The organism is Variovorax sp. FW305-3-2-15-B-LB1, assembly GCF_058787635.1.
Genome location: NZ_JBYSZY010000006.1, coordinates 144,974 through 164,910 on the forward strand (window position 1 = coordinate 144,974; position 19,937 = coordinate 164,910).

Genomic DNA, 19,937 nt, shown 5'->3' on the forward strand with positions numbered 1-19,937 from the left:
GCCTAGACTGCGCCGCATGACCCTTGCCGTGCCTGCGCCCGCCGCCGCTCCTTTCACGCTCGAAGCGATGCTGCGCGCGATTCCCAAGGTGGAGCTGCATTGCCACCTCTTCGGCACCGTGCGCCACGACACCTTCCGCCAGCTCAACCGGCGCGCCGGCGCGCCGCTGGCCGACGCGGAAATCGACGGCTTCTACACGCGCGGCGAAAAGCCCGTGGGCGTGCTGCGCGTGCTGCGCGCGCTCGACGCCCAGCTGGTGCGCAGCGCCGACGACCTGTACCAGCTCACGCTCGAATACCTGCAGGACGCGGCCTCGCACCAGGTGCGCTACGCCGAGTTCTTCTGGAACCCGACCGGCACGGTGCACGGCTCGGGCATTGCCTACCCGCTCGCGCAGGGCGCCATCGTCCGCGCGATCCACGATGCGCAGCAGGCGTTCGGCATCACCGGACGGCTCATCGCCGCCATCGACCGCGAGGCCAGCGCCGAAGCGGCCGTGGAGATGGTCGAGTGGGTCCGGGCCCACCGCTGCGACGAGGTGATCGGCATCGGCATCGACTACCGCGAGAACGACCGGCCGCCCGAGCTCTTCGCCCGCGCGTATGCCGATGCGAAGAAGGCCGGCCTGAAGACCACCGCGCACGCCGGCGAGTTCGGCATGCCCTGGACCAATGTGCGCACCGCGCTCGAGCTGCTGCAGGTCGACCGCATCGACCACGGCTACACGGTGGTCGACCAGCCCGACTTCGCGCGCCAGTGCGCCGAGCGCGGCGTGATCTTCACCGTGGTGCCGACCAACTCCTACTACCTGCGCACGCTGCCGCCCGAGCGCTGGGCGCTGGACCACCCGATCCGCCGCATGCCCGGCCTGGGCCTGCGCATCCATCCGAACACCGACGACCCGACGCTGCACCAGGTCACGCCCACGGGCGCCTGGCTGATGATGGTGCGCGACTTCGGCTTCGGCCTGGACGACCTGCGCGGCTTCATGCACAACGGCCTGGACGGCGCCTGGATCGACGACACGCAGCGCCGCCAGTGGCGCGCCGAATGGAGCGTCGACTTCGACGCGCTGCGCGCCCGCCTGCCCTGCGAGCCCACGCCTTCCGCCACTCCCTTCCCCGGATGAACCCCGCCATGACCACGAACCGCCGCCTGATCCTCGCCGCCGCAGCGCTTTGCGCCGCCCTGCCCACGGGCGCCCTCGCCCAGCAGGCCTGGCCCGCCGCCAAGCCCCTCACGCTGATCGTGCCCTACACGGCCGGCGGCAGCGTGGACGTCAACGCCCGTCTCGTGGCGCAGCGCCTGGGCGAGCGACTCAAGCAGTCGGTGGTCATCGAGAACGTGAGCGGCGCGGGCGGCGCCATCGGCGTGGCCAAGGCCGTGAGCGCGGCGCCCGACGGCTACACGCTGGTGGTCGGCCCCGACAGCGCCATCGCCATCGGCCGGCTGGTCAACCCCTCGGCCTTCCGCTTCGATCCGCTGAAAGACCTGGCGCCCGTCGGCCTGCTCAACACCGCGCCGATGGTGCTGGTGGCGCGCCCCGGCCTCGATGTGCGCAGCTACGCCGACTTCGTGAAGCTCGCCAAGGCCCAGCCGGGCCACTACAACTACGCCACCTCGGGCGTGGGCACCGTGCTGCAGCTGGCGATGGAACTGCTCAAGGAGCGCAGCGGCATCTTCGTGACCCACGTGCCCTACCGCGGCGGTGCGCAGATCGCCACCGACGTCATCGGCGACCAGGTCGACCTCGCGATGCTGGTGAGCACCAGCGCCATCCCGCACGTGAACGGCAAGCGCCTGAAGGCCCTGGGCATCACCGGCAGCCAGCGCCTGCCGGCGCTCGCGCAGGTGCCCACCTTCAACGAGATGCCCGGCCTCAAGGGCTACGACATGGTGAGCTGGACCGGCATCTTCGCGCCCGCGAAGACGCCGCCGGCCGTGGTGGCGCGGCTCAACCAGGAACTGAATGCGGTGCTGCAGGAGGAAGGCGTGCGCGCCAAGCTGGCGGAGCAAGGCGCATTGCCGGGCAGCGGAACGCCGGAGGCGTTCGGGAAGTTCGTGCAGTCGGAGTACGCACGCAACAAGAAGATCGTAGAGACCGCCAACATCAAAGAGTAGGCGGTCCGGCCGGCCGGGCTCAGCCGGCCTTTTCGTTGCTCTCGTCTTCCGGCCAGTCGCGGATGTAGGCCTTGAGCATCTTGTTCTCGAAGTTCTGCGCGTCGACCACGGCCTTGGCCACGTCGTAGAAGCTGATCACGCCCATGAGCATGCGCTTGTCCATCACGGGCATGTAGCGCGCGTGGCGCTCCAGCATGATGCGGCGGATTTCGTCGAGGTCGGTTTCGAGCGTGCAGGTGACGGGCGCGTCGTCCATGGCCTTGCGCACCAGCGTGGTCCCGACCTGGCCGCCGTTGTTGACGACCGCCACGATCACTTCACGGAACGTGAGCATGCCGACCAGGTCGCCGTGCTCCATGACCACCAGCGAGCCGATGTCCTTGTCCGCCATGGTCTTGGCGGCTTCCGCCAGCGGGTCGTCGGGCGTGGTGGTGAAGAGCGTGTTGCCCTTGACGCGAAGAATGTCGCTGACTTTCATGGTGGTGCTCCTCTCGGGGATTCGTCGTTCTCGGCGTCGTGCCGATTTGAATATAGCCCACAATCGACGCCGACCCGAACGCCCCTGTCGCCTGTGCAAGCATTGCCGGCGTCACGGGGCATTGCGAAGAGACAACAGAAAGGCCTTCATGCCCGGTTATTCCGACCCCGGTTTCGACACCCTCGCGCTGCATGCCGGCGCCGCCCCCGACCCCACCACCGGCGCGCGGGCCGTTCCCATCCACCTGACGACCTCCTTCGTCTTCGAATCCAGCGACCACGCGGCCGCGCTGTTCAACCTGGAACGCGCCGGCCACGTCTACTCGCGCATCAGCAACCCGACCAACGCGGTGCTGGAACAGCGCGTGTCGGCGCTCGAAGGCGGCATCGGCGCCATCGCCACGGCCAGCGGCCAGGCGGCGCTGCACCTGTCGGTGGCCACGCTGATGGGCGCGGGCTCGCACATCGTCGCCAGCACCGCGCTGTACGGCGGCTCGCAGAACCTGCTGCACTACACGATGCGCCGCTTCGGCATCGAGACCACCTTCGTGAAGCCCGGCGACCTCGATGGCTGGCGCGCCGCGGTGCGCCCCGAGACCAAGCTCTTCTTCGGCGAGACCGTGGGCAACCCGGGCCTGGACGTGCTCGACATCCCCGCCGTGAGCGACATCGCCCACGAAGCCGGCGTGCCGCTGCTGGTCGACTCCACGCTCACCTCGCCCTACCTCATCAAGCCCTTCGACTGGGGCGCCGACCTGGTCTACCACTCGGCCACCAAGTTCCTGTCGGGCCACGGCACCGTCATCGGCGGCGTGGTGGTCGACGGCGGCAGCTTCGACTGGGAGAAGTCGGGCAAGTTCGCCGAGCTCACGCAGGCCTACGACGGCTTCCACAACATGGTCTTCAGCGAGGAAAGCACCGTCGGCGCCTTCCTGCTGCGCGCACGCCGCGAAGGCCTGCGCGACTTCGGCGCCTCGATGAGCCCGCACACCGCCTGGCTGATCCTGCAGGGCATCGAGACGCTGCCGCTGCGCATGGAGCGCCACATCGACAACACGCAGAAGGTGGTCGAGTTCCTGGCCAGCCATCCGTTCGTGTCGCGCGTGGGACATCCGCTGATCGAGTCGCACCCGAGCCATGCGCTCGCGCAGAAGCTGCTGCGCCACGGCGCGCGCGGCGCCGGCGCGGTGTTCAGCTTCGACATCAAGGGCAGCCGCGCGCAGGGCAAGGCCTTCATCGAGGCGCTCAAGCTGTTCAGCCACCTGGCCAACGTGGGCGACTGCCGCAGCCTGGTGATCCACCCGGCCAGCACCACGCACTTCCGCATGACCGACGAGGCACTGGCGGGCGCGGGCATTTCGCAAGGCACGATCCGTCTGTCGATCGGGCTCGAAGATCCGGCCGACCTGATCGACGACCTCAAGCGCGCGCTGAAGGCCGCAGAAAAGGCGGGTGCCTGAGATGAACTACACCGTCAACGGCCACGACACCTACTGCTACACCGCCGGCAAGCCCTTCGATGCGGCCAAGCCCACGGTGGTGTTCATCCACGGCGTGCTCAACGACCACAGCGTGTGGATTTTGCAAAGCCGCTGGTTCGCCAACCACGGCTGGAACGTGCTGGCGGTCGACCTGCCCGGCCACTGCAAGAGCGCCGGCGCACCGCCGGCCAGCGTGGAAGAGGCGGCGCAGTTCGTCATCGCGCTGCTCGACGCGGCGGGTGTGCAGAAGGCCGCGCTGGTCGGCCACAGCTTCGGCTCGCTGATCGCGCTCGAAACCGCGGCACGCGCGCCCGAACGCATCACGCAGCTGGCGATGGTCGGCACGGCCTACCCGATGGTGGTGTCGCCCGCGCTGCTCGAAAGCTCGGTGAGCGATCCGCAGCGCGCCATCGCCATGGTCAACACCTTCTCGCACTCGCTGCTCGCGCCGCCGCCTTCGTCGCTCGGCCCGGGCACGTGGCTGTACGGCAGCTCGCGCGCGCTGATGCGCCGCGTGCTCGCGAGCAACCGCGAGGCCAATGTGTTCCACATCGGCTTCAAGGCCTGCAACGACTACGCGAACGGCGAAGCCGCGATGGAGAAGGTGCAGTGCCCCGTGCTGTTCCTTTTGGGCGACGCCGACCAGATGACGCCGCCGCGCGCCACCAAGGCGCTGGTGGGCAAGGCGCGCAACGCCAAGGTGGTGACAGTGCATGCCGGCCACGCGCTGATGAGCGAGGCGCCGGACGAGGTGCTGTTCGCGCTGCGCGACTTCGTCGCGGGCTGAAAACTGCGAAGAACGCGGGGCAGCTCAGCTGCCCAGCGCGTTGATGTCCGCCGGATCGAGCAGCACCTTGCGTGCGCCCCGGCGCGCCACCGCGAGCATCGCGCGGCCCACCTTCTCCGTGGTGGTCACGCGGTCGGGCCACCAGCGGTGGGCCAGCCCGAGCACGGGCTTGAGCACCACGATCGCGGCGTCGTACAGCGGCGTCTTCGAGCGCACGCCGTGCAGCGGCTGGATCATGCCGGGCCGGAACATGTAGGACGCGCGAAACGGCAGGCGCATCAGCGCGTTCTCGGTCGCGCCCTTCACGCGCGCCCACATGCGTTCGCCGCGCTCGCTGCTGTCGGTGCCGGCGCCCGTCACGTAGGTGAAGGTCATGCCCGGGTTGAGCCGCGCCAGCACGGTGGCGGCCGCGATCGTCAGGTCGTAGGTGATGCGCTTGTACTCCGGCTCCTTCATGCCGACCGACGACACGCCCAGGCAGAAGAAGCAGGCATCGAAACCCGTCAGCTGCGACTCGATGGCGCGGTAGTCGTACATGTCTTTGTGCACCAGGTCCTGCAGCTTGGGATGCTGCTGCCCGGTGGCGCTGCGTCCCACGGCCACCACGCGTTCCACGTCGGGCGCCAGCAGGCACTCGCGCAGCACGCCCTGCCCCACCATGCCGGTGGCGCCAAAGATCAGGATGTTCATGGGAGGGAAGCTCCGAAGAGGTCAGACCGCGAAGGCCGCGGGCTTTTTCTCGAGCACGGCCAGCAGCAGGTCGACGTCGAGGCTGGAAGGCTGCGGCGGCTGCAGCGCGCCGAGCAGCCGCGACAGCGTTTCGATGTGCGGCAGCAGCGGACCGAGAAAGCGCGTGCCGTCGGCGCCCGCCACCAGCAGGGTCGGGAAGGTCTCGACGTCGAAGGCGTCGGCGATCTCGGCGTGGTCCTCGATGTCGACCCAGGCGAAGCGGAACTGCGGATGCGCCTTTGCCAGCTCGACCAGCAGCGGCCGGTAGTCGCGGCAGGTGCCGCACCATTCGGCGCACAGGCAGACGACCCACAGCGCGTTGGCATCGGCGGAAGAATCGACGGGGACGACGGGAACAGCGCTCAAGGTGGATACGGCGAAGGTGGGATGGCGAACCCGGGTGGTGCGGCCGCGGGGTCGTGGCTATTATCAACAAAGCCCCTGCGGGGCGCAGGAGACCCACGATGAACACCTCCACCCCTGCCGCGCCGGACACGCCGGCCACGGTCGATCCGCGCCGCTTCACGAGCTTTGCCGAGTTCTATCCCTTCTATCTGACCGAGCACGCCAACGTCACCTGCCGGCGGCTGCATTTCGCGGGCTCGACGATCTCGCTGCTGTGCCTCGTGGCCCTGGTGGTCACGCTCAATCCGTGGTGGCTGCTGGCCGGGCTGGTGGCGGGCTACGGCTTCGCCTGGGTCGGGCATTTCGGCTTCGAGAAGAACAAGCCGGCCTCGTTCAAGCGCCCGCTGTATTCCTTCATGGGCGACTGGACGATGTACCGCGACATCTGGGCCGGCCGGGTCAAGATCTGACGGACCGAACGCCAGGGCGCTCCTAGATCAATAGCACGTCGCCCAGCCGCAGCGTGCGCAGCGGGCCCTTCTGCCACAGGTCTTCGAGCGGTTCGGCGCGCGGCATCAGCAGCTCGCGCAGCAGCGGTTCGATGGGCGTCGACGGGTCGGCCAGCAGCACGTAGCGCGGGTCCTGGTTGGCGGGCTCCTCGGCCAGCGGCGCGATCCAGTCGAGCCGCACCAGCGTGTCGATCACCGGCACCAGCTGCAGCCCGTCGACCCGCATGCGCGTCAGCAGTTCGCTCGCGCCCATGCCCTTGGCCGGCGTGGCCTGCGCGCGCGCCAGGTGCTGCAGCACCTCCATCGCGAGCTGCATCGGCCAGCCCGCCGCGCCGCCCCGGCGCGCCACGCCGGTCAGCAGGCTCGGCAGGTAGGCCGCGATGACGGCGCCCAGCAGCACGATCACCCAGGCCACGTAGATCCACACCAGCAGGATCGGGAAGGTGGCGAAGGCGCCGTACAGCACCGAATAGGTCGGCACCAGGCTCAGGTAGTAGCCCAGCACGCGCTTGGCGATCTCGATGGCCGCCGCCACGAAGAGGCCACCGGCCCAGGCATGCGACCAGCGCACCGTGGTGTTCGGCACGTAGTGGTACAGCCCGGCCATGCCGGCCGCGAGCAGCAGGAATTCCAGGGAGTCGAAGGCCAGCTTGACGATGCCTCCACCCACCACGTCGCGCGAAGCGGCGAACACGTACGAGGTGGTCGACAGGCTCACCGCAAGGATCAGCGGCCCCAGCGTGATGGTGGCCCAGTAGATCAGCACCCGCTGCGCGAGCGGCCGCGGCGTTCGCACGCGCCAGATGTTGTTGAGCGTCTTGTCGATCGTGAGGATCAACGCGATGGCGGTGATCAGCAGCACCACCAGGCCCGCGATACCGAGCCCGCTGGCCTTGCTCGCGAACTGGTTCAGGTAGCCCAGCACCTGGCGCGCGATATTGTCGGGAATCAGGCTTTCGATCAGCCAGCGCTGCAGGCGGCCCTGCATGGTGGCGAACATCGGAAACACGGTGAAGAGGGCAAGCGCCACCGTGAAGAACGGCACCATGGCGATGGTGGTGGTGAAGGTCAGGCTGCTGGCCGTGAGGCCGAGGCGGTCTTCGCGGAAACGCTCCCCCAATACCGCTGCGGTGTTGCGCCAAGGAAAGCGCGAAAGATCCCTCCAAAGCTGCCGACGATTCATGCCCGGTATCATGCCATCCGCTCTTTCCAGAGGCGCCCGGCCCCCCGGTGCGCCCCCTCTTCTTCTTTCGCCGCCACCGTGTCCGACACCCCACTCCCGCCCTCTTCCGTCCGCGCCACCCGATGGGCCGCCGTGGGCAGCCTCGTCGGCCTGATCGTGCTGGGCCTGGCCTGGGAGCTGTGGCTGGCGCCGCTGCGCCCGGGCGGCTCGCTGCTCGCGCTCAAGGTGCTGCCGCTGGTCATTCCGCTCGCGGGGCTCTACAAGAACCGCATGTACACCTACCGCTGGGTCAGCCTGATGATCTGGCTCTACTTCACCGAAGGCGTGGTGCGCGCCTGGAGCGACACCAACGGCGTGGGGCAGGTCCTCGCGCTCGTCGAGGTGCTGCTGTGCCTCGTGCTCTTCGCGGCCTGCGCGTGGCATGTGCGCCTTCGCCTGCGCCACGCCAAGGCCGCCGCTGCTGCTGCCCGTCCCCTGGAGGCTTCCGCCCAATGACCACCTCTTCTTCCCTCCTCGACCAACTGCGCGCCATCGTCGGCGCCACGCACGTGCTGACCGAGGGCGACCTCGCGGCCTACGAGCAGGACTGGCGCAAGCGCGCGCGCGGCAAGTCGCTCGCCGTGGTGCGCCCGGCCAATGCGCAGCAGGTGGCCGACGTGGTCAAGGCCTGCGCCGCGGCCGGCACGGCCGTCATTCCGCAGGGCGGCAACACCGGCCTGGCGGTCGGCTCCATTCCCGACGACAGCGGCACGCAGGTGGTGCTGAGCCTGCAGCGACTGAACGCCATCCGCAACATCGACGCCGCCAACCTCACGATGACCGTCGAGGCCGGCTGCATCCTGCAGACGCTGCAAGAGACCGCCGAGAAAGCCGGCTACCTGTTCCCGCTGAGCCTCGCGGCCGAAGGCAGCTGCACCATCGGCGGCAACCTCGCGACCAACGCGGGCGGCACGCAGGTCGTGCGCTACGGCAACACGCGCGACCTGTGCCTGGGCCTGGAAGTGGTCACGCCGCAGGGCGAGATCTGGGAAGGCACGAGCGGCCTGCGCAAGGACAACACCGGCTACGACCTGCGCGACCTGATCGTCGGCAGCGAAGGCACGCTGGGCGTCATCACCGCGGCGACCATGAAGCTCTACCCGCTGCCCGCCGCGCAGCTCACGGCCTGGGCGGCCGTGCCTTCGCTCGACCATGCGGTCACGCTGCTGGGCCTGGCGCACAAGCACCTGGGCTCGGGCCTCACGGGCTTCGAGGTGATGGGCAAGTTCGCGCTGAGCCTGGTCGACAAGCACATGCCGCAGCTGCGCGTGCCCTTCATCGACGACGAGGCCGTGCCGTATTGCGTGCTGCTCGAGAACTCCGACAGCGAGTCCGAGGACCACGCCCGCGCGCGCTTCGAGGCGCTGCTCGAAACCGCCTTCGAAGACGGCTGCGTGACCGACGCGGTGGTGGCCGAGAACCTCACGCAGGCGCACCAGCTCTGGCACATCCGCGAGAGCATTCCGCTCGCGCAGGCAGAGGAAGGGCTGAACATCAAGCACGACATCTCGATCCCCGTGTCGCGCATTCCCGCCTTCGTGGAAGCCACCGACGCTCTGCTGAAACGCGAGATCGCCGGCGTGCGGCTGGTCAACTTCGGCCACCTTGGCGACGGCAACCTGCACTACAACGTGCAGGCGCCCGAGAACATCGACACCAAGGCATTTTTGAAGAACGAGGAAGAGCGCATCAACACGCTGGTCTACGACGCGGTCGAGCAGTTCGGCGGCTCGTTCTCGGCCGAGCATGGCGTGGGCTCGCTCAAGGTCGACAAGCTCGAGAAGCACAAGTCGCCGGTGGCGCTGGAGATGATGCGGGCGATCAAGCGCGGGCTCGATCCGAAGAACATCCTGAACCCGGGGCGCGTGATCCGCGTCTAGCCCGGAAAGTCTTCGCCGCGCAGCTCGATCGGCTGGCCGTGCGGCGTGCGCTCCGCCGCGTGGTCCCAGGCGTGGCGGTAGCGGGTCAGCTCGTCGCCGGAACTCGCGCCCTTGCGCGCCACGAGGTTTTCGAGCGCGGCGAGCCAGTGGCGGTAGTAGGTGTCGCCCGTGTCGGGGTCGCCTGCGGCTTGCGCAGCGCTGATCTGGGTGGCCAGCGCCTCGGCCCATTCGACCCAGCTGAACAGCCCGCGCTCGTGCAGCGCGAGCGTCATCGCGAAGGCCTGCGCCTCCCACGGTTCCCTGAACACCGGCCCGTCGGCGTCGCGCGGCATCCCCGGAGCAAGTGCGAGCGGCGGCATGTCGTTCGCCTTCATGCCGCAGGCTCCAGGTAGCTTTCCCACGCATCGACCGATACCGCGAGGTTCTGGCGCGGCGTGCCCTCGCCCCACAGCTCGGCCTCGTCGAAGACCACGGTGTAGAGCCACTGCGGCTGCTCGCCCAGGCCCTGCGCATTCGCATCGGCGAACACGTGCGCGCCGTGGATGTGCTCGATCGTGCCGCGCTTGCCCTGCACATAGGCCGGCAGGCGCGTGTGGTGGTCGACGCGCCCGAGGTGCATGCGCACGGCCTGCCCGACCGCAAAGCGCGCGGGCGCCGATGCGGGGCGCTCGGTGCCGGAGCCCTTGGCGAGCACGGCGGGCACGTTCGCGGCCTGCAGCACGCGGGCGACCGGTGCGGCCGGATGGTGCATCTGCCCGGATTCGATCTCGTCCGCGAAGACCTGGCCACGCTGCAGCATCAGCTGCTCCAGCGCGCCGAGCCAGATCTGGTAGTAGCTCAGGTCGCGGTAGTCAGGCAGCGTCTCACGCGCGGCGCGGCTGGTGTCGATGTTCCAGGAGCCGGTGGCACCCATGGCCAGCGTGAGCGCCAGCGCGCGCGGCTCCCAGGCGCCATGGAACAGCTCGCCTTCGGGCTCGGGCGTGACGGGGCCGAAGCCGGGTTGTCCGCCGAGGTCGGCATGCGTCGTGTAGGTCATGTCGTGCTCCTTGCCGACGGCGCCTCGACCACGCGCGTGCCGATCATCGAATCGCGCGAGACCAGCGCGGCGAGCTCGTCTTCGCTCCAGCCCTCGGTGCCGGCCGGGCGCTGCGGGATCACGAGGTAGCGCACCTCGGCAGTCGAGTCCCAGACGCGGATGCGCGTGGCCTCGGGCAAGGTGGTGCCGAAGTCGGCCAACACGCCGCGCGGGTCTTTCACGGCGCGCGAACGGTAGGGCGCGCTCTTGTACCAGGTGGGCGGCAGGCCGAGCACGGGCCAGGGGTAGCAGCTGCACAGGGTGCAGACGACCATGTGGTGCTGGTCGTCGGTGTTGGCCACGGCCACCATGTGTTCGCCCTGGCGGCCCGTATAGCCCAGCGAGGCGATGGCCGCCGTGGCGTCGGCCATCAGCCAGTCATGGAACGTCTGGTCGACCCAGGCCCGCGCCACCACCCGTGCGCCGTTGCGCGGGCCGATCCGGGTCTGGTAGGTGTCGATCAGCGCGTCGAGCGCGGCGGGGTCGATGTAGCCTTTTTGCGTGAGCACGCTTTCGAGGGCGCGCACGCGCAGGTCCATCTCGCCGAGTTCGCTGTGGTCGTGGGAATGGTCGTGGGAGTGGTCATGGCCGGTCATCGGCCGATGCTAGCGCCGCCCCGTAAAATTCCCAACATGACCCTCCCTGCCCGCCCCGTCCGCTCCCAGTACGAAGATTTCATGCGCCACGTCGACACGCACGGCGTGTTCAAGAGCGACCGCACGGGCACGGGCACCAAGAGCGTGTTCGGCCACCAGATGCGCTTCGACCTGAACGAGGGCTTTCCGCTGGTGACCACGAAGAAGGTGCACCTCAAGTCCATCATCCAGGAACTGCTGTGGTTCCTGACCGGCTCCAGCAACAACAACTGGCTCAAGGAACGCGGCGTCACCATCTGGGACGAATGGGCGCGCGAAGACGGCGACCTGGGCCCGGTGTACGGCGTGCAGTGGCGCAGCTGGCCCACGCCCGACGGCGGCCACATCGACCAGATCTCCGACGTCATCAAGACGCTGAAGAGCAACCCCGACTCGCGCCGCATCATCGTGAGCGCCTGGAACGTGGCCGAGCTCTCGAAGATGGCGCTCATGCCCTGCCACGCCTTCTTCCAGTTCTACGTGGCACCGCCGCAAGCCGAGGGCGAACGCGGCAAGCTCAGCTGCCAGCTCTACCAGCGCAGCGCCGACATCTTCCTGGGCGTGCCCTTCAACATCGCCAGCTACGCGCTGCTCACGCACATGGTCGCGCAGCAGTGCGACCTCGACGTGGGCGATTTCATCTGGACCGGCGGCGACTGCCACATCTACAGCAACCACGCCGAGCAGGTGAAGCTGCAACTCAGCCGCACGCCCTTCCCCTACCCCACGCTGAACATCAGGCGCAAGCCCGACTCGATCTTCGACTACCAGTACGAAGACTTCGAAGTGCTCGACTACAGGCACGGCGATCCGATCAAGGCGCCGGTGGCGGTGTGAACGCGATGAGCGCCACCACGCCCCGCATCAACCTGATCTTCGCGCGCGCCGCCAACGGCGTGATCGGCGTGAACAACACCATCCCCTGGCACCTGCCCGAGGACATGGCCCACTTCAAGCAGCAGACCGCGGGCGCGCCCGTGGTGATGGGCCGCAAGACCTGGGACTCGCTGCCCCCGCGCTTTCGTCCGCTGCCGGGCCGCCGGAACATCGTGGTCACGCGGCAGGCCGACTGGCAAGCCGAAGGCGCGCAAGCGGTCGGCAGCCTGCCCGATGCGCTGTCGCTGTGCACGCCGGCGGACTCGCCCGAAGTCTGGGTGATCGGCGGCGCACAGATCTACGCCGAAGCCGAACCACTGGCCCAACGCGCGGTGGTCACCGAGATCGCACGCGACTACGAAGGCGACGCGCACGCCCCCGTGCTCGACGCCGCCGTGTGGCGCGAGACGCAGCGCGAGTCGCACGTCTCGGCCAAGGACGGCCTGCCCTTCAGCTTCGTGACCTACGAACGCGTCACTGCATGACGATCAAGCACCGCGCGCCCGGTACCTCGCCACAACTGTCGCGGCGCACCGTGCTGGCCGGTGCCGCCCTGCTCGCCGGCCTCGCGCCGCTGCAGGCCCTGCATGCTGCCGGGCCGCTGGAGTCGGACGAAGAGGTGCTGTTCATGCCCGGCACCGCGCGCCCCACGGCCGATGGCCGGCTCGAGGTCGACGTGCATGCCTGGGTGTTCGAGCGCGAGCACCGCTGGGGCCTGGACGCCGCGCTCGCCCGCTACCTCGGCATGAACCTGAAGAAGCTCACGCCGGCCGCGCGGCTGCGCTTCAGCCAGCGCACCGCGCTGTTCCATGCCGAATCGGAAGAAGGCAAGGTGATCGACGTCGTCTTCGACGGCTCGGCCACGCGCCTCACGATGCCGCCCACGGGCGCCGACGGCCGCAGCAACCTGCGCGCGGTCATCGAGGCCTCGCACATCCCGGCGTCGCAGGAGTGGCTGCCGTTCCACGGCGTGACCGGCCCGGGCGAGCTGCTGCCGCGCTTTCGCGGCCGTGCGCAGATCGTGCCGGCGCAGGGCGTGTCGGTCATCTCGGACATCGACGACACCATCAAGCGCACGCAGGTGCGCGACCGGCGCGAGATGCTGCTGAACACCTTCGCGCGCCGCTTCGAGGCCGCGCCGGGCATGGCGGCGCACTACCGCGCGCTGGCGCAGGCGCCCGGCACGCGCTTTCACTACCTCTCGGGCAGCCCGATCCAGCTGTACCCCGCGCTCACGGACTTCATTCGCGACGCCGACTTTCCCGCCGGCAGCATGCACCTGCGCGAGAGCACGACATGGCGCACGCTGATCCCCAGCGCCGAAGACTCGCGCGCGCACAAGCTCGGCGTGATCGAGCGGCTGCTGGCCGAATTTCCGCAACGCCGCTTCCTGCTCGTGGGCGATTCGGGCGAGGCCGATCCCGAGATCTACGCGCAGGTGTTCCGCGCGCATCCGCAGCGCATCGACGGCATCGTGATCCGCGACGTGACCGACGAGAACCGGCTGTCCGATCGCTACCGCGCCACCTTCGAAGGCATCGAGCCCGTGGTCTGGCACCTGCTGCGGCCCGACACCACCGCGTGGCCCATTCAACCGGCCAGTCGATAGCGGCGGCTCAGGCCGTGCGCGCACCCAGCCAACGCCGGTAGCGCTTCGTCAGCCGCTTCGTGCGCAGCTGGTCGAGCACCAAGGTCAGGAACGGCGAATGCGCGGGCGCAGCGTTGCGGCCCGGGCGCAGCGTGCGCAGCCGGCGCTTCACCAGCGCCATGCGCGCCAGCGCGGCCATGACCTGGTCCTTCCAGTCGACCTGCGGGCTCTGCGCCGCCGCGTCTTCGCCCGCGCGCCAGCGTGCGGGCAGGTCGGGCGCCACGGCCAGCGCGGTGGCCATGCCCACCACGGCGACGCCCTCCCCCAGCACCCGTTCAGCGACGGCGCGGCGCACGATGCCGCCCGTGGTCATGACCGGCATGCGCGCCTCGGCGGCCAGCTCCCGGGCGAACTCCAGGAAGTAGGCTTCGCGCGCCAGCGTGCGGCCGTCGGCGGTGCGCCCCTGCATCGCCGGGCTTTCGTAGCTGCCGCCCGACAGTTCGACCAGGTCCACGGCCTCGTCGTTGAGCCAGCGGATGACCTGCTTCGCATCGTTCTCCGAGAAGCCGCCGCGCTGGAAGTCGGCGGAGTTGAGCTTCACGGCCACGGCGAAGCCGCGCGCCACGCGGGCCCGCACGGCACGCACCACGTCGAGCAGGAAGCGCGCGCGGTTCTCCAGGCTGCCGCCCCAGGCATCGGTGCGCTGGTTGGTCAGCGGCGACAAAAACTGCGAGAGCAGGTAGCCGTGCGCCGCATGGACCTGCACGCCGGTGAAGCCCGCACGCTCGGCGGCCTGCGCCGTGGCGGCGAAGCGGTCGACGGTCTCGGCGATCTCCGCCTCGCTCATCGCCTTGGGTTGCACGAAAAGCTTGCTGTGCTTGCCCAGCTCGAGCGCCACCGACGACGGCGCCCACGCCGTGCCGCCCATGCTGATCTGCACCTGCCGGCCCGGATGGTTGATCTGCATCCACACCTGCGCGCCGCCGCTGCGCGCGGCCGCGGCCCATTCGCTGAAGCGCTCCAGCGGCGTGCCGGCTTCGAGCACGACGCCGCCCGGGCCGGTGAGCGCACGGCCGTCGATCATCACGTTGCCCGTGAGGATCAGGCCCGCCCCGCCCTGCGCCCAGACGCGGTACAGGTCGTGCAGCGCCGCGCCGGGCAACTGCCCGGCATCGGCCATGTTTTCCTCCATGGCAGCCTTGGCCAGGCGGTTGGGCAGGACGCTCCCGTTGGGCAGGGTCAGCGGCAGGAAAAGCGGCGAGGAGTTCACGATGAGGACCGGGTGGTGGAGTGGAAAAACCCGATGCTAAGATTCAAGCCAACTTGAAGGTCAAGCGATATGAAGATCGGTGAACTGGCAGACAAGACCGGCATGGCGCCCTCGGCCATCCGCTTCTACGAACAAAGCGGCCTGCTGCCCGCACCCGAGCGCGGCGCCAATGGGTACCGCGTCTACAACGAGGCCGCGCTCAAGCGGTTGCAGCTGATCCAGATCGCGCAGAACCTCGGCTTCTCGCTGGACAGCCTGCGCAGCGCCTTCGCAGGCTGCGAGGTCTTCTCGGGGGACGACCTGCTCGAACGGCTCGACGGCCGCGTGCGCGAAATCGACCAACTCATGGCCGGCCTGCGCGCGCAGCGGCGCGACCTGACCGACCTGCGCACCACCTTGCGCCAGACCTGGGCCGCCGGCGAATGCATGGACCCCGCCACGCTGGCCGAAAGCATGGCTACGACCAGAAACAAAGTGGCACGTCCCTCGCGCCCGCAGAAAGAACTGGAAACTTCGGTACACGCCTCGAAAGGCATGCGCGGCGCAGGGTTTAGACAGCGCTAATTGTTTGTGCGCACAATGTCCGAACCGCCCTCCCCTCAACACAAGGAGACGACCCATGTCCATGGAATTTCTTCGGACCCTCGCCGAGCAGAAATTGCCATACGTCCTCCACACGCCCGCAGACATCGACAGGCTGCGCGTGCTGCGTGCCGCCGACCTCGTGACTGCCTTCATTCCGCCGTCGGAGCACGCGCCCGACGAGCGCGCGATTCATCAGCTGGCCCAGGTGGAATCGATCACCGCGAAGGGCCGCCTGGCCCTGAACAAGGCGACCTCTTCGTTCATCGAACTCTGACGATTCCGAATCGTCAGACCACGCCCTGCGCCAGCATCGCATCGGCCACGCGCACGAAGCCGGCGATGTTCGCGCCATCGACATAGCTCACGCTGCCGTCGGCGCGCGAACCGTAGTGCAGGCACGACTCGTGGATGCCCTGCATGATCTGCAGCAGGCGCGCATCGACCTCGTCGCGCGTCCATGACAGCCGGGCTGCGTTCTGGCTCATCTCCAGGCCCGACGTGGCCACGCCGCCCGCGTTGCTGGCCTTGCCCGGTGCGTACAGCACGCCGTGGCCTTCGAGCACCTTCACAGCCTCGATGGTCGATGGCATGTTGGCGCCTTCGGCCACGCACACCACGCCGTTCTTCACCAGCGTGCGCGCGTCTTCCTCGTTGAGCTCGTTCTGCGTGGCGCTGGGCAGCGCCACGTCGACCGGCACGTGCCACGGCGTGGCGCCGGCCACGAAGCGGGTGCCGGTGCGCTCGGCGTAGTCGCTCACGCGGCCGTAGAGGTGGTTCTTCACGTCCATCAGCACGGCCAGCTTCTCGGGCGTGAAGCCTTCCTCGTCGACCACGGTGCCGCTCGAGTCCGACACGGTGACCACCTTGGCGCCCAGCGCCATGGCCTTCTCGATGGTGTACTGCGCCACGTTGCCCGCGCCCGAGACGCTCACGCGCAGGCCGTCGAAGCTGCGGCCCTTGCGCTTGAGCATTTCCTGCGCGAAGTAGACGTTGCCGTAGCCGGTGGCTTCAGGGCGAATGAGCGAGCCGCCGAAGCTCAGGCCCTTGCCCGTGAACACGCAGTCGGCGCGGTTGGTGAGCTTCTTGACCATGCCGGCCATGAAGCCGACCTCGCGCCCGCCCACGCCCACGTCGCCCGCCGGCACGTCGGTGTCGGAGCCCACGTGGCGGAACAGCTCGGTCACCAGGGCCTGGCAGAAGCGCATCACCTCGCCCTGGCTCTTGCCCTTGGGATCGAAGTCGGCACCGCCCTTGCCGCCGCCCATGGGCAGCGTGGTCAGCGCGTTCTTGAAGGTCTGCTCGAAGGCCAGGAACTTGAGGATCGACAGGTTCACCGAGGGGTGGAAGCGCATGCCGCCCTTGTAGGGGCCGATGGCCAGGCTGTGCTGGATGCGGAAACCGCGGTTGACCTGCACCTCGCCGTGGTCGTCCACCCAGGACACGCGGAACATGATCACGCGCTCGGGCTCCACCAGCCGCTCCAGCAGGCTGTGGCTCGTGTACTTGGGGTGCTTCTCGATGTAGGGCCACAGGCTCTCCATCACTTCGGTCACGGCCTGCAGGTACTCGGGCTGTCCGGGGTTGCGTTGTGCGACGTGTGCGAGGAACCCCCCGACGGATGCGTGCTTCATTCCAATCAATCCTCTGTTTTCCAAAACGGTGCATAACCTTATGCGAATCCTGCATTTTGCCGGATCGGAGAACCAGATTGAGGCGCAAAGCCCTAACAAGGTGCGTTGTTTGGAACGTGTGGCGTAGTGAGGCCCCAACTTGGAACATCGCCCGGGCGCACAGGCGGCCGCAAAAGCGGTCAGAATCCCGCCCCGCGCGCCCTCCCGCACGGCCCGTCTCGGAATTCAAAGATGCAGATCAGCTACCGCTTCCAGTTCTCGCAGGCGCATGTGCTCACCGGCTTCCTGCGCAACCTGCAGCAGGTCTGGTGGGTCCGGTTCAAGTGGCCATTGGCACTCCTGTTCGCCCTGGCCCTGGCCGTGTGCGTCTACGAGGGGTTTCCCGCCCTGGCGGCCGTTTTCGCGGTCGGCATCGCGCTGCTGCTGAGCGCGCCGGCCATCGCCCGGCTGGCCCTCCATCGTTTCAGGCAGAGCCCCTTCTACGACGACGAGATCGACTTCTCGCTGTCGGAGAACGGCTCCCATGCGCGGGGCCGCCACAGCGAGGTGCGCCACGGCTGGGAGGCCTACACCAAGGCCCGCCGCTTCAAGGACGGCCTGCTGCTGTGCCACGGCCCGGACGCCTTCCACTGGCTGCCCGATGCGGCCGCGGCCGATCCGGCGGCCATTGCAGCGGCGCAGCAGCTCGCACGCGCGCGCATCCGGGACTACCGCGAGCTCTGACCGGGAACCGTGGACGATGAAGGCCAGGCGCCCCGGATCAACGGCACGCCCGCCTGCTACTTGCGCGCCTTCTCGATCTCGGCCATCAGCTCCTTGACGGTGGCCTCGCCGACCGAGGCCGTGTACTTGTCGATCACCGGCTTCACCTTGGCGCGCAGCTTCGCCATCTCTTCGGGCGGTAGTTCGGAGACCGTCATGCCGGCCTTCTTGAGCGCATCGAGCGCGCTGTCAGCAGCGCCGCGCGAGGCCTGGCGCTGGAACGTGGTCGCCTCCGCGGCGGCCTCGTTGACGATCTTCTTTTCGTCGGCACTCATGCCGTCCCAGGTCTTGCGGCTGATCAGCAGCGCCTGCGGGTTGTAGATGTGGCGGGTCTGGGTGATGTACTTCTGCACTTCCGCGAACTTGGACGACAGGATGGTCGTGTTCGGGTTCTCCTGGCCGTCGACCGCCTTCTGGTCGAGCGCGGGGTACAGCTCGGGGAACGGCAGCGGCGTGGCGTTGGCGCCCAGCGCGCTGAACATGTCGATGTAGATCGGCGACTGGATCACGCGGATCTTCAACCCCGCGATGTCGTCGGCCTTGACGATCGGACGCTTGCTGTTGGTGAGGTTGCGAAAGCCCAGGTCCCAGTAGCCCAGGCCGTGCAGCGCCTTGTCCTCCAGCTTGGCCATCAGCTTCTGGCCGAAGGGGCCGTCGGTGACGACGTCGGCTTCCTTGCCGCTGTTGAAGAGGAACGGGAAGTCGTAGGCCGCGAACTCCTTCACCTGCGCCGACAGGATGCCGGCGTTGAGCACGGTCATCTCCACCGTGCCACCCTGCAGCGCCGACACGGTCTGCAGGTCGCCGCCCAGCGTGCCGCCCGGGAACAGCTTCACGGTGATCTTGCCGCCCGACTTCGCGGCCACGAGGTCGGCGAACTTCTGCGCGCCCTGCGCCTGCGGATGGCCGGCCTGGTTCTGGAACGCGAACTTGATGGTGCGCTCCTTGAGCTGCGCGAACGCACCGGGGGCAGCGAACGCAACGGCCGCCGCCACGGCGGCCATCAACAGGGTGCGCTTCGAATGCTTCGTCTTCATGGTGATGTCTCCTTCTCTTTGTTGGGGATGGTGCAAACGGCTGGGCCTACGCCCTCTTCTTGAACAACGCCGAGGCCCCGCTGGCGCGCGCCACCTCTTCGGCGGCCTGGCACAGCGCCGGTCCCAGCGCCTCCATGCGCTGCGGCGTGAGCCGCACCGACGGGCCCGCGATGGTGACGACCCCGATCGCCGTGCCATCGGCGCCGAACACGGGCGCGGCCATGGCGGTCATCGCGGGGGCGAACACCTCGTTGATCATGCTGAAGCCGCGCTGGCGCGCCGCCTTCACGAAAGCCATCACGGCCTTGAGCGACGTGGGGGCCTTGGGGCCGTAGTCCTCGGGCTTGCCCAGCCCCTTCTTGGCGACGAGCGCCATCGCGTCGTCCTCGCCCATGGTGGACAGCCACGCGTGCCCGGCGGCGCTGCACGAGAGCGCCACCGACAGGCCCATGTCGGGGTCGTAGCGCAGGCCATGCGTGGCGCCTTGGGCCTTCGCGACAAAGGTCAGGTCTTCGCCGTCGACCACCGCCAGGCGCACGAGCTCGCCCGAGGTCGAGGCCAGCTGGTCGAGCAGCGGCTGCGCGATGTCGACGATGCCCGAGCGGCTGAGGAACGACAGGCTGATCGAGACCAGCTTGATGGTCAGCACGTAGTGGCCGTCGCGCGCCTCCTGCCGCACGTAGCCGCAGCGGATGAGCTCCGCGAGCAATCGGTGCGATGCACTCAATGGAATCTGCAATTCGCTGGCCAACGCCGACAGCGCGCACCCCTCGGGATGCTCCGCCAGATGTTCCAGCACCTTGAAGCTGCGTTCCAGTATTCCGCTCATTTCGTCCTCCAGATGTCGTCTCGTCAACGCGGGCGATGCGGCCCGCCACTCAGGGTCCGCCAGCGTAGCAGAACTCGGGGAAGGGATTTCCATTATGG

General features: G+C 68.6%; 24 protein-coding genes. 13 read left to right on the forward strand and 11 right to left on the reverse strand.

Features of this window, described 5'->3' with window-relative positions:
* Positions 1–16: 16 nt before the first annotated feature.
* Together AC3WQR_RS06125 and AC3WQR_RS06130 are read left to right on the forward strand one after the other, a co-directional pair.
* Positions 17–1,129, forward strand: coding sequence for an adenosine deaminase family protein (locus AC3WQR_RS06125; RefSeq protein ID WP_492741437.1), 1,113 nt, complete (start codon positions 17–19; stop codon positions 1,127–1,129).
* Positions 1,130–1,137: 8 nt separating this feature from the next.
* Complete coding sequence (locus AC3WQR_RS06130) at positions 1,138–2,121, forward strand: Bug family tripartite tricarboxylate transporter substrate binding protein (protein ID WP_492741438.1); 984 nt, start codon at positions 1,138–1,140, stop codon at positions 2,119–2,121.
* A gap of 19 nt (positions 2,122–2,140) precedes the next feature.
* Here AC3WQR_RS06130 and AC3WQR_RS06135 read toward each other — a convergent pair whose 3' ends face one another.
* A complete protein-coding gene (locus AC3WQR_RS06135; protein WP_062476634.1) occupies positions 2,141–2,599 on the reverse strand; it encodes a CBS domain-containing protein in 459 nt (152 codons plus the stop codon).
* Between the two features lie 148 nt (positions 2,600–2,747).
* Here AC3WQR_RS06135 and AC3WQR_RS06140 point away from each other — a divergent pair, with 148 nt between their 5' ends.
* Complete coding sequence (locus AC3WQR_RS06140; protein WP_369644093.1) at positions 2,748–4,058, forward strand: O-acetylhomoserine aminocarboxypropyltransferase; 1,311 nt, start codon at positions 2,748–2,750, stop codon at positions 4,056–4,058.
* Between the two features lies 1 nt (position 4,059).
* Positions 4,060–4,866 (forward strand): alpha/beta fold hydrolase, encoded by an 807-nt coding sequence (locus AC3WQR_RS06145; RefSeq protein WP_070059720.1) that lies wholly within the window; start codon positions 4,060–4,062, stop codon positions 4,864–4,866.
* A gap of 24 nt (positions 4,867–4,890) precedes the next feature.
* Here the strand turns inward: AC3WQR_RS06145 and AC3WQR_RS06150 are convergent, their stop codons facing one another.
* Both AC3WQR_RS06150 and AC3WQR_RS06155 read right to left on the reverse strand, forming a co-directional pair.
* Entirely contained in the window at positions 4,891–5,556 is a 666-nt protein-coding gene (locus AC3WQR_RS06150) for an NAD-dependent epimerase/dehydratase family protein (protein WP_062476626.1), read from the reverse strand.
* Positions 5,557–5,577: 21 nt separating this feature from the next.
* A complete protein-coding gene (locus AC3WQR_RS06155; protein WP_139705773.1) occupies positions 5,578–5,961 on the reverse strand; it encodes a thioredoxin family protein in 384 nt (127 codons plus the stop codon).
* 98 nt (positions 5,962–6,059) lie between these two features.
* Between AC3WQR_RS06155 and AC3WQR_RS06160 the strand changes: the two genes are divergently transcribed.
* Complete coding sequence (locus tag AC3WQR_RS06160) at positions 6,060–6,410, forward strand: Mpo1-like protein (protein WP_062476696.1); 351 nt, start codon at positions 6,060–6,062, stop codon at positions 6,408–6,410.
* Positions 6,411–6,432: 22 nt separating this feature from the next.
* Here the strand turns inward: AC3WQR_RS06160 and AC3WQR_RS06165 are convergent, their stop codons facing one another.
* Positions 6,433–7,644, reverse strand: a complete 1,212-nt coding sequence (locus tag AC3WQR_RS06165; RefSeq protein ID WP_492741439.1) for a YihY family inner membrane protein — start codon at positions 7,642–7,644, stop codon at positions 6,433–6,435.
* Positions 7,645–7,710: 66 nt separating this feature from the next.
* Here AC3WQR_RS06165 and AC3WQR_RS06170 point away from each other — a divergent pair, with 66 nt between their 5' ends.
* Both AC3WQR_RS06170 and AC3WQR_RS06175 read left to right on the forward strand, forming a co-directional pair.
* Positions 7,711–8,127 (forward strand): DUF2069 domain-containing protein, encoded by a 417-nt coding sequence (locus AC3WQR_RS06170; protein WP_062476618.1) that lies wholly within the window; start codon positions 7,711–7,713, stop codon positions 8,125–8,127.
* Complete coding sequence (locus AC3WQR_RS06175; protein ID WP_492741440.1) at positions 8,124–9,551, forward strand: FAD-binding oxidoreductase; 1,428 nt, start codon at positions 8,124–8,126, stop codon at positions 9,549–9,551. The genes AC3WQR_RS06170 and AC3WQR_RS06175 overlap by 4 nt, the downstream gene beginning before the upstream one ends.
* Here AC3WQR_RS06175 and AC3WQR_RS06180 read toward each other — a convergent pair.
* Genes AC3WQR_RS06180 through nthA form a run of 3 tightly spaced genes read right to left on the reverse strand, consistent with a single transcriptional unit; the run spans position 9,548 to position 11,222 of the window.
* On the reverse strand, positions 9,548–9,925 hold the full coding sequence (locus tag AC3WQR_RS06180) for a nitrile hydratase accessory protein (protein ID WP_492741441.1): 378 nt from the start codon (positions 9,923–9,925) through the stop codon (positions 9,548–9,550). The two genes, AC3WQR_RS06175 and AC3WQR_RS06180, sit on opposite strands and share 4 nt — an antisense overlap.
* Positions 9,922–10,587, reverse strand: a complete 666-nt coding sequence (gene nthB / locus AC3WQR_RS06185) for a nitrile hydratase subunit beta (RefSeq protein ID WP_492741442.1) — start codon at positions 10,585–10,587, stop codon at positions 9,922–9,924. Before nthB ends, AC3WQR_RS06180 begins: the two co-directional genes overlap by 4 nt.
* The gene (gene nthA / locus AC3WQR_RS06190) at positions 10,584–11,222 is read right to left on the reverse strand and encodes a nitrile hydratase subunit alpha (protein ID WP_492741443.1); all 639 of its coding nucleotides are present in this window, start codon (positions 11,220–11,222) and stop codon (positions 10,584–10,586) included. Before nthA ends, nthB begins: the two co-directional genes overlap by 4 nt.
* A gap of 36 nt (positions 11,223–11,258) precedes the next feature.
* On the opposite strand from nthA, the gene AC3WQR_RS06195 reads away from it, so the two are divergent.
* From AC3WQR_RS06195 to AC3WQR_RS06205, 3 genes are read left to right on the forward strand one after another with little or no spacing between them, the layout of a single operon-like run.
* Entirely contained in the window at positions 11,259–12,098 is an 840-nt protein-coding gene (locus tag AC3WQR_RS06195; RefSeq protein ID WP_492741444.1) for a thymidylate synthase, read from the forward strand.
* Positions 12,099–12,103: 5 nt separating this feature from the next.
* Positions 12,104–12,622 carry a dihydrofolate reductase gene (locus AC3WQR_RS06200; protein WP_390345345.1) on the forward strand — a complete coding sequence of 173 codons (519 nt, stop codon included), beginning with the start codon at positions 12,104–12,106 and terminating at the stop codon, positions 12,620–12,622.
* Complete coding sequence (locus AC3WQR_RS06205; protein WP_492741445.1) at positions 12,619–13,746, forward strand: phosphatidate phosphatase App1 family protein; 1,128 nt, start codon at positions 12,619–12,621, stop codon at positions 13,744–13,746. The genes AC3WQR_RS06200 and AC3WQR_RS06205 overlap by 4 nt, the downstream gene beginning before the upstream one ends.
* Positions 13,747–13,753: 7 nt before the next feature.
* On the opposite strand, the gene AC3WQR_RS06210 is transcribed toward AC3WQR_RS06205, so the two are convergent.
* On the reverse strand, positions 13,754–14,995 hold the full coding sequence (locus AC3WQR_RS06210) for an NADH:flavin oxidoreductase/NADH oxidase family protein (protein ID WP_492741446.1): 1,242 nt from the start codon (positions 14,993–14,995) through the stop codon (positions 13,754–13,756).
* Between the two features lie 69 nt (positions 14,996–15,064).
* Between AC3WQR_RS06210 and AC3WQR_RS06215 the strand changes: the two genes are divergently transcribed.
* Together AC3WQR_RS06215 and AC3WQR_RS06220 are read left to right on the forward strand one after the other, a co-directional pair.
* Entirely contained in the window at positions 15,065–15,559 is a 495-nt protein-coding gene (locus AC3WQR_RS06215; protein WP_492741448.1) for a MerR family transcriptional regulator, read from the forward strand.
* A 55-nt stretch (positions 15,560–15,614) separates the two neighbouring features.
* Complete coding sequence (locus tag AC3WQR_RS06220; protein ID WP_095951069.1) at positions 15,615–15,854, forward strand: hypothetical protein; 240 nt, start codon at positions 15,615–15,617, stop codon at positions 15,852–15,854.
* A gap of 13 nt (positions 15,855–15,867) precedes the next feature.
* Here AC3WQR_RS06220 and gdhA read toward each other — a convergent pair whose 3' ends face one another.
* Positions 15,868–17,211, reverse strand: a complete 1,344-nt coding sequence (gene gdhA / locus AC3WQR_RS06225) for an NADP-specific glutamate dehydrogenase (RefSeq protein WP_070059733.1) — start codon at positions 17,209–17,211, stop codon at positions 15,868–15,870.
* A 231-nt stretch (positions 17,212–17,442) separates the two neighbouring features.
* Here gdhA and AC3WQR_RS06230 point away from each other — a divergent pair, with 231 nt between their 5' ends.
* Positions 17,443–17,934, forward strand: coding sequence for a hypothetical protein (locus AC3WQR_RS06230; RefSeq protein WP_492741449.1), 492 nt, complete (start codon positions 17,443–17,445; stop codon positions 17,932–17,934).
* A gap of 56 nt (positions 17,935–17,990) precedes the next feature.
* Here the strand turns inward: AC3WQR_RS06230 and AC3WQR_RS06235 are convergent, their stop codons facing one another.
* Positions 17,991–19,010: a TRAP transporter substrate-binding protein gene (locus AC3WQR_RS06235; protein WP_492741450.1), complete on the reverse strand. Its 1,020-nt coding sequence runs from the start codon at positions 19,008–19,010 to the stop codon at positions 17,991–17,993.
* Between the two features lie 46 nt (positions 19,011–19,056).
* Positions 19,057–19,839: an IclR family transcriptional regulator gene (locus AC3WQR_RS06240; protein ID WP_062476577.1), complete on the reverse strand. Its 783-nt coding sequence runs from the start codon at positions 19,837–19,839 to the stop codon at positions 19,057–19,059.
* Positions 19,840–19,937 lie beyond the last annotated feature (98 nt).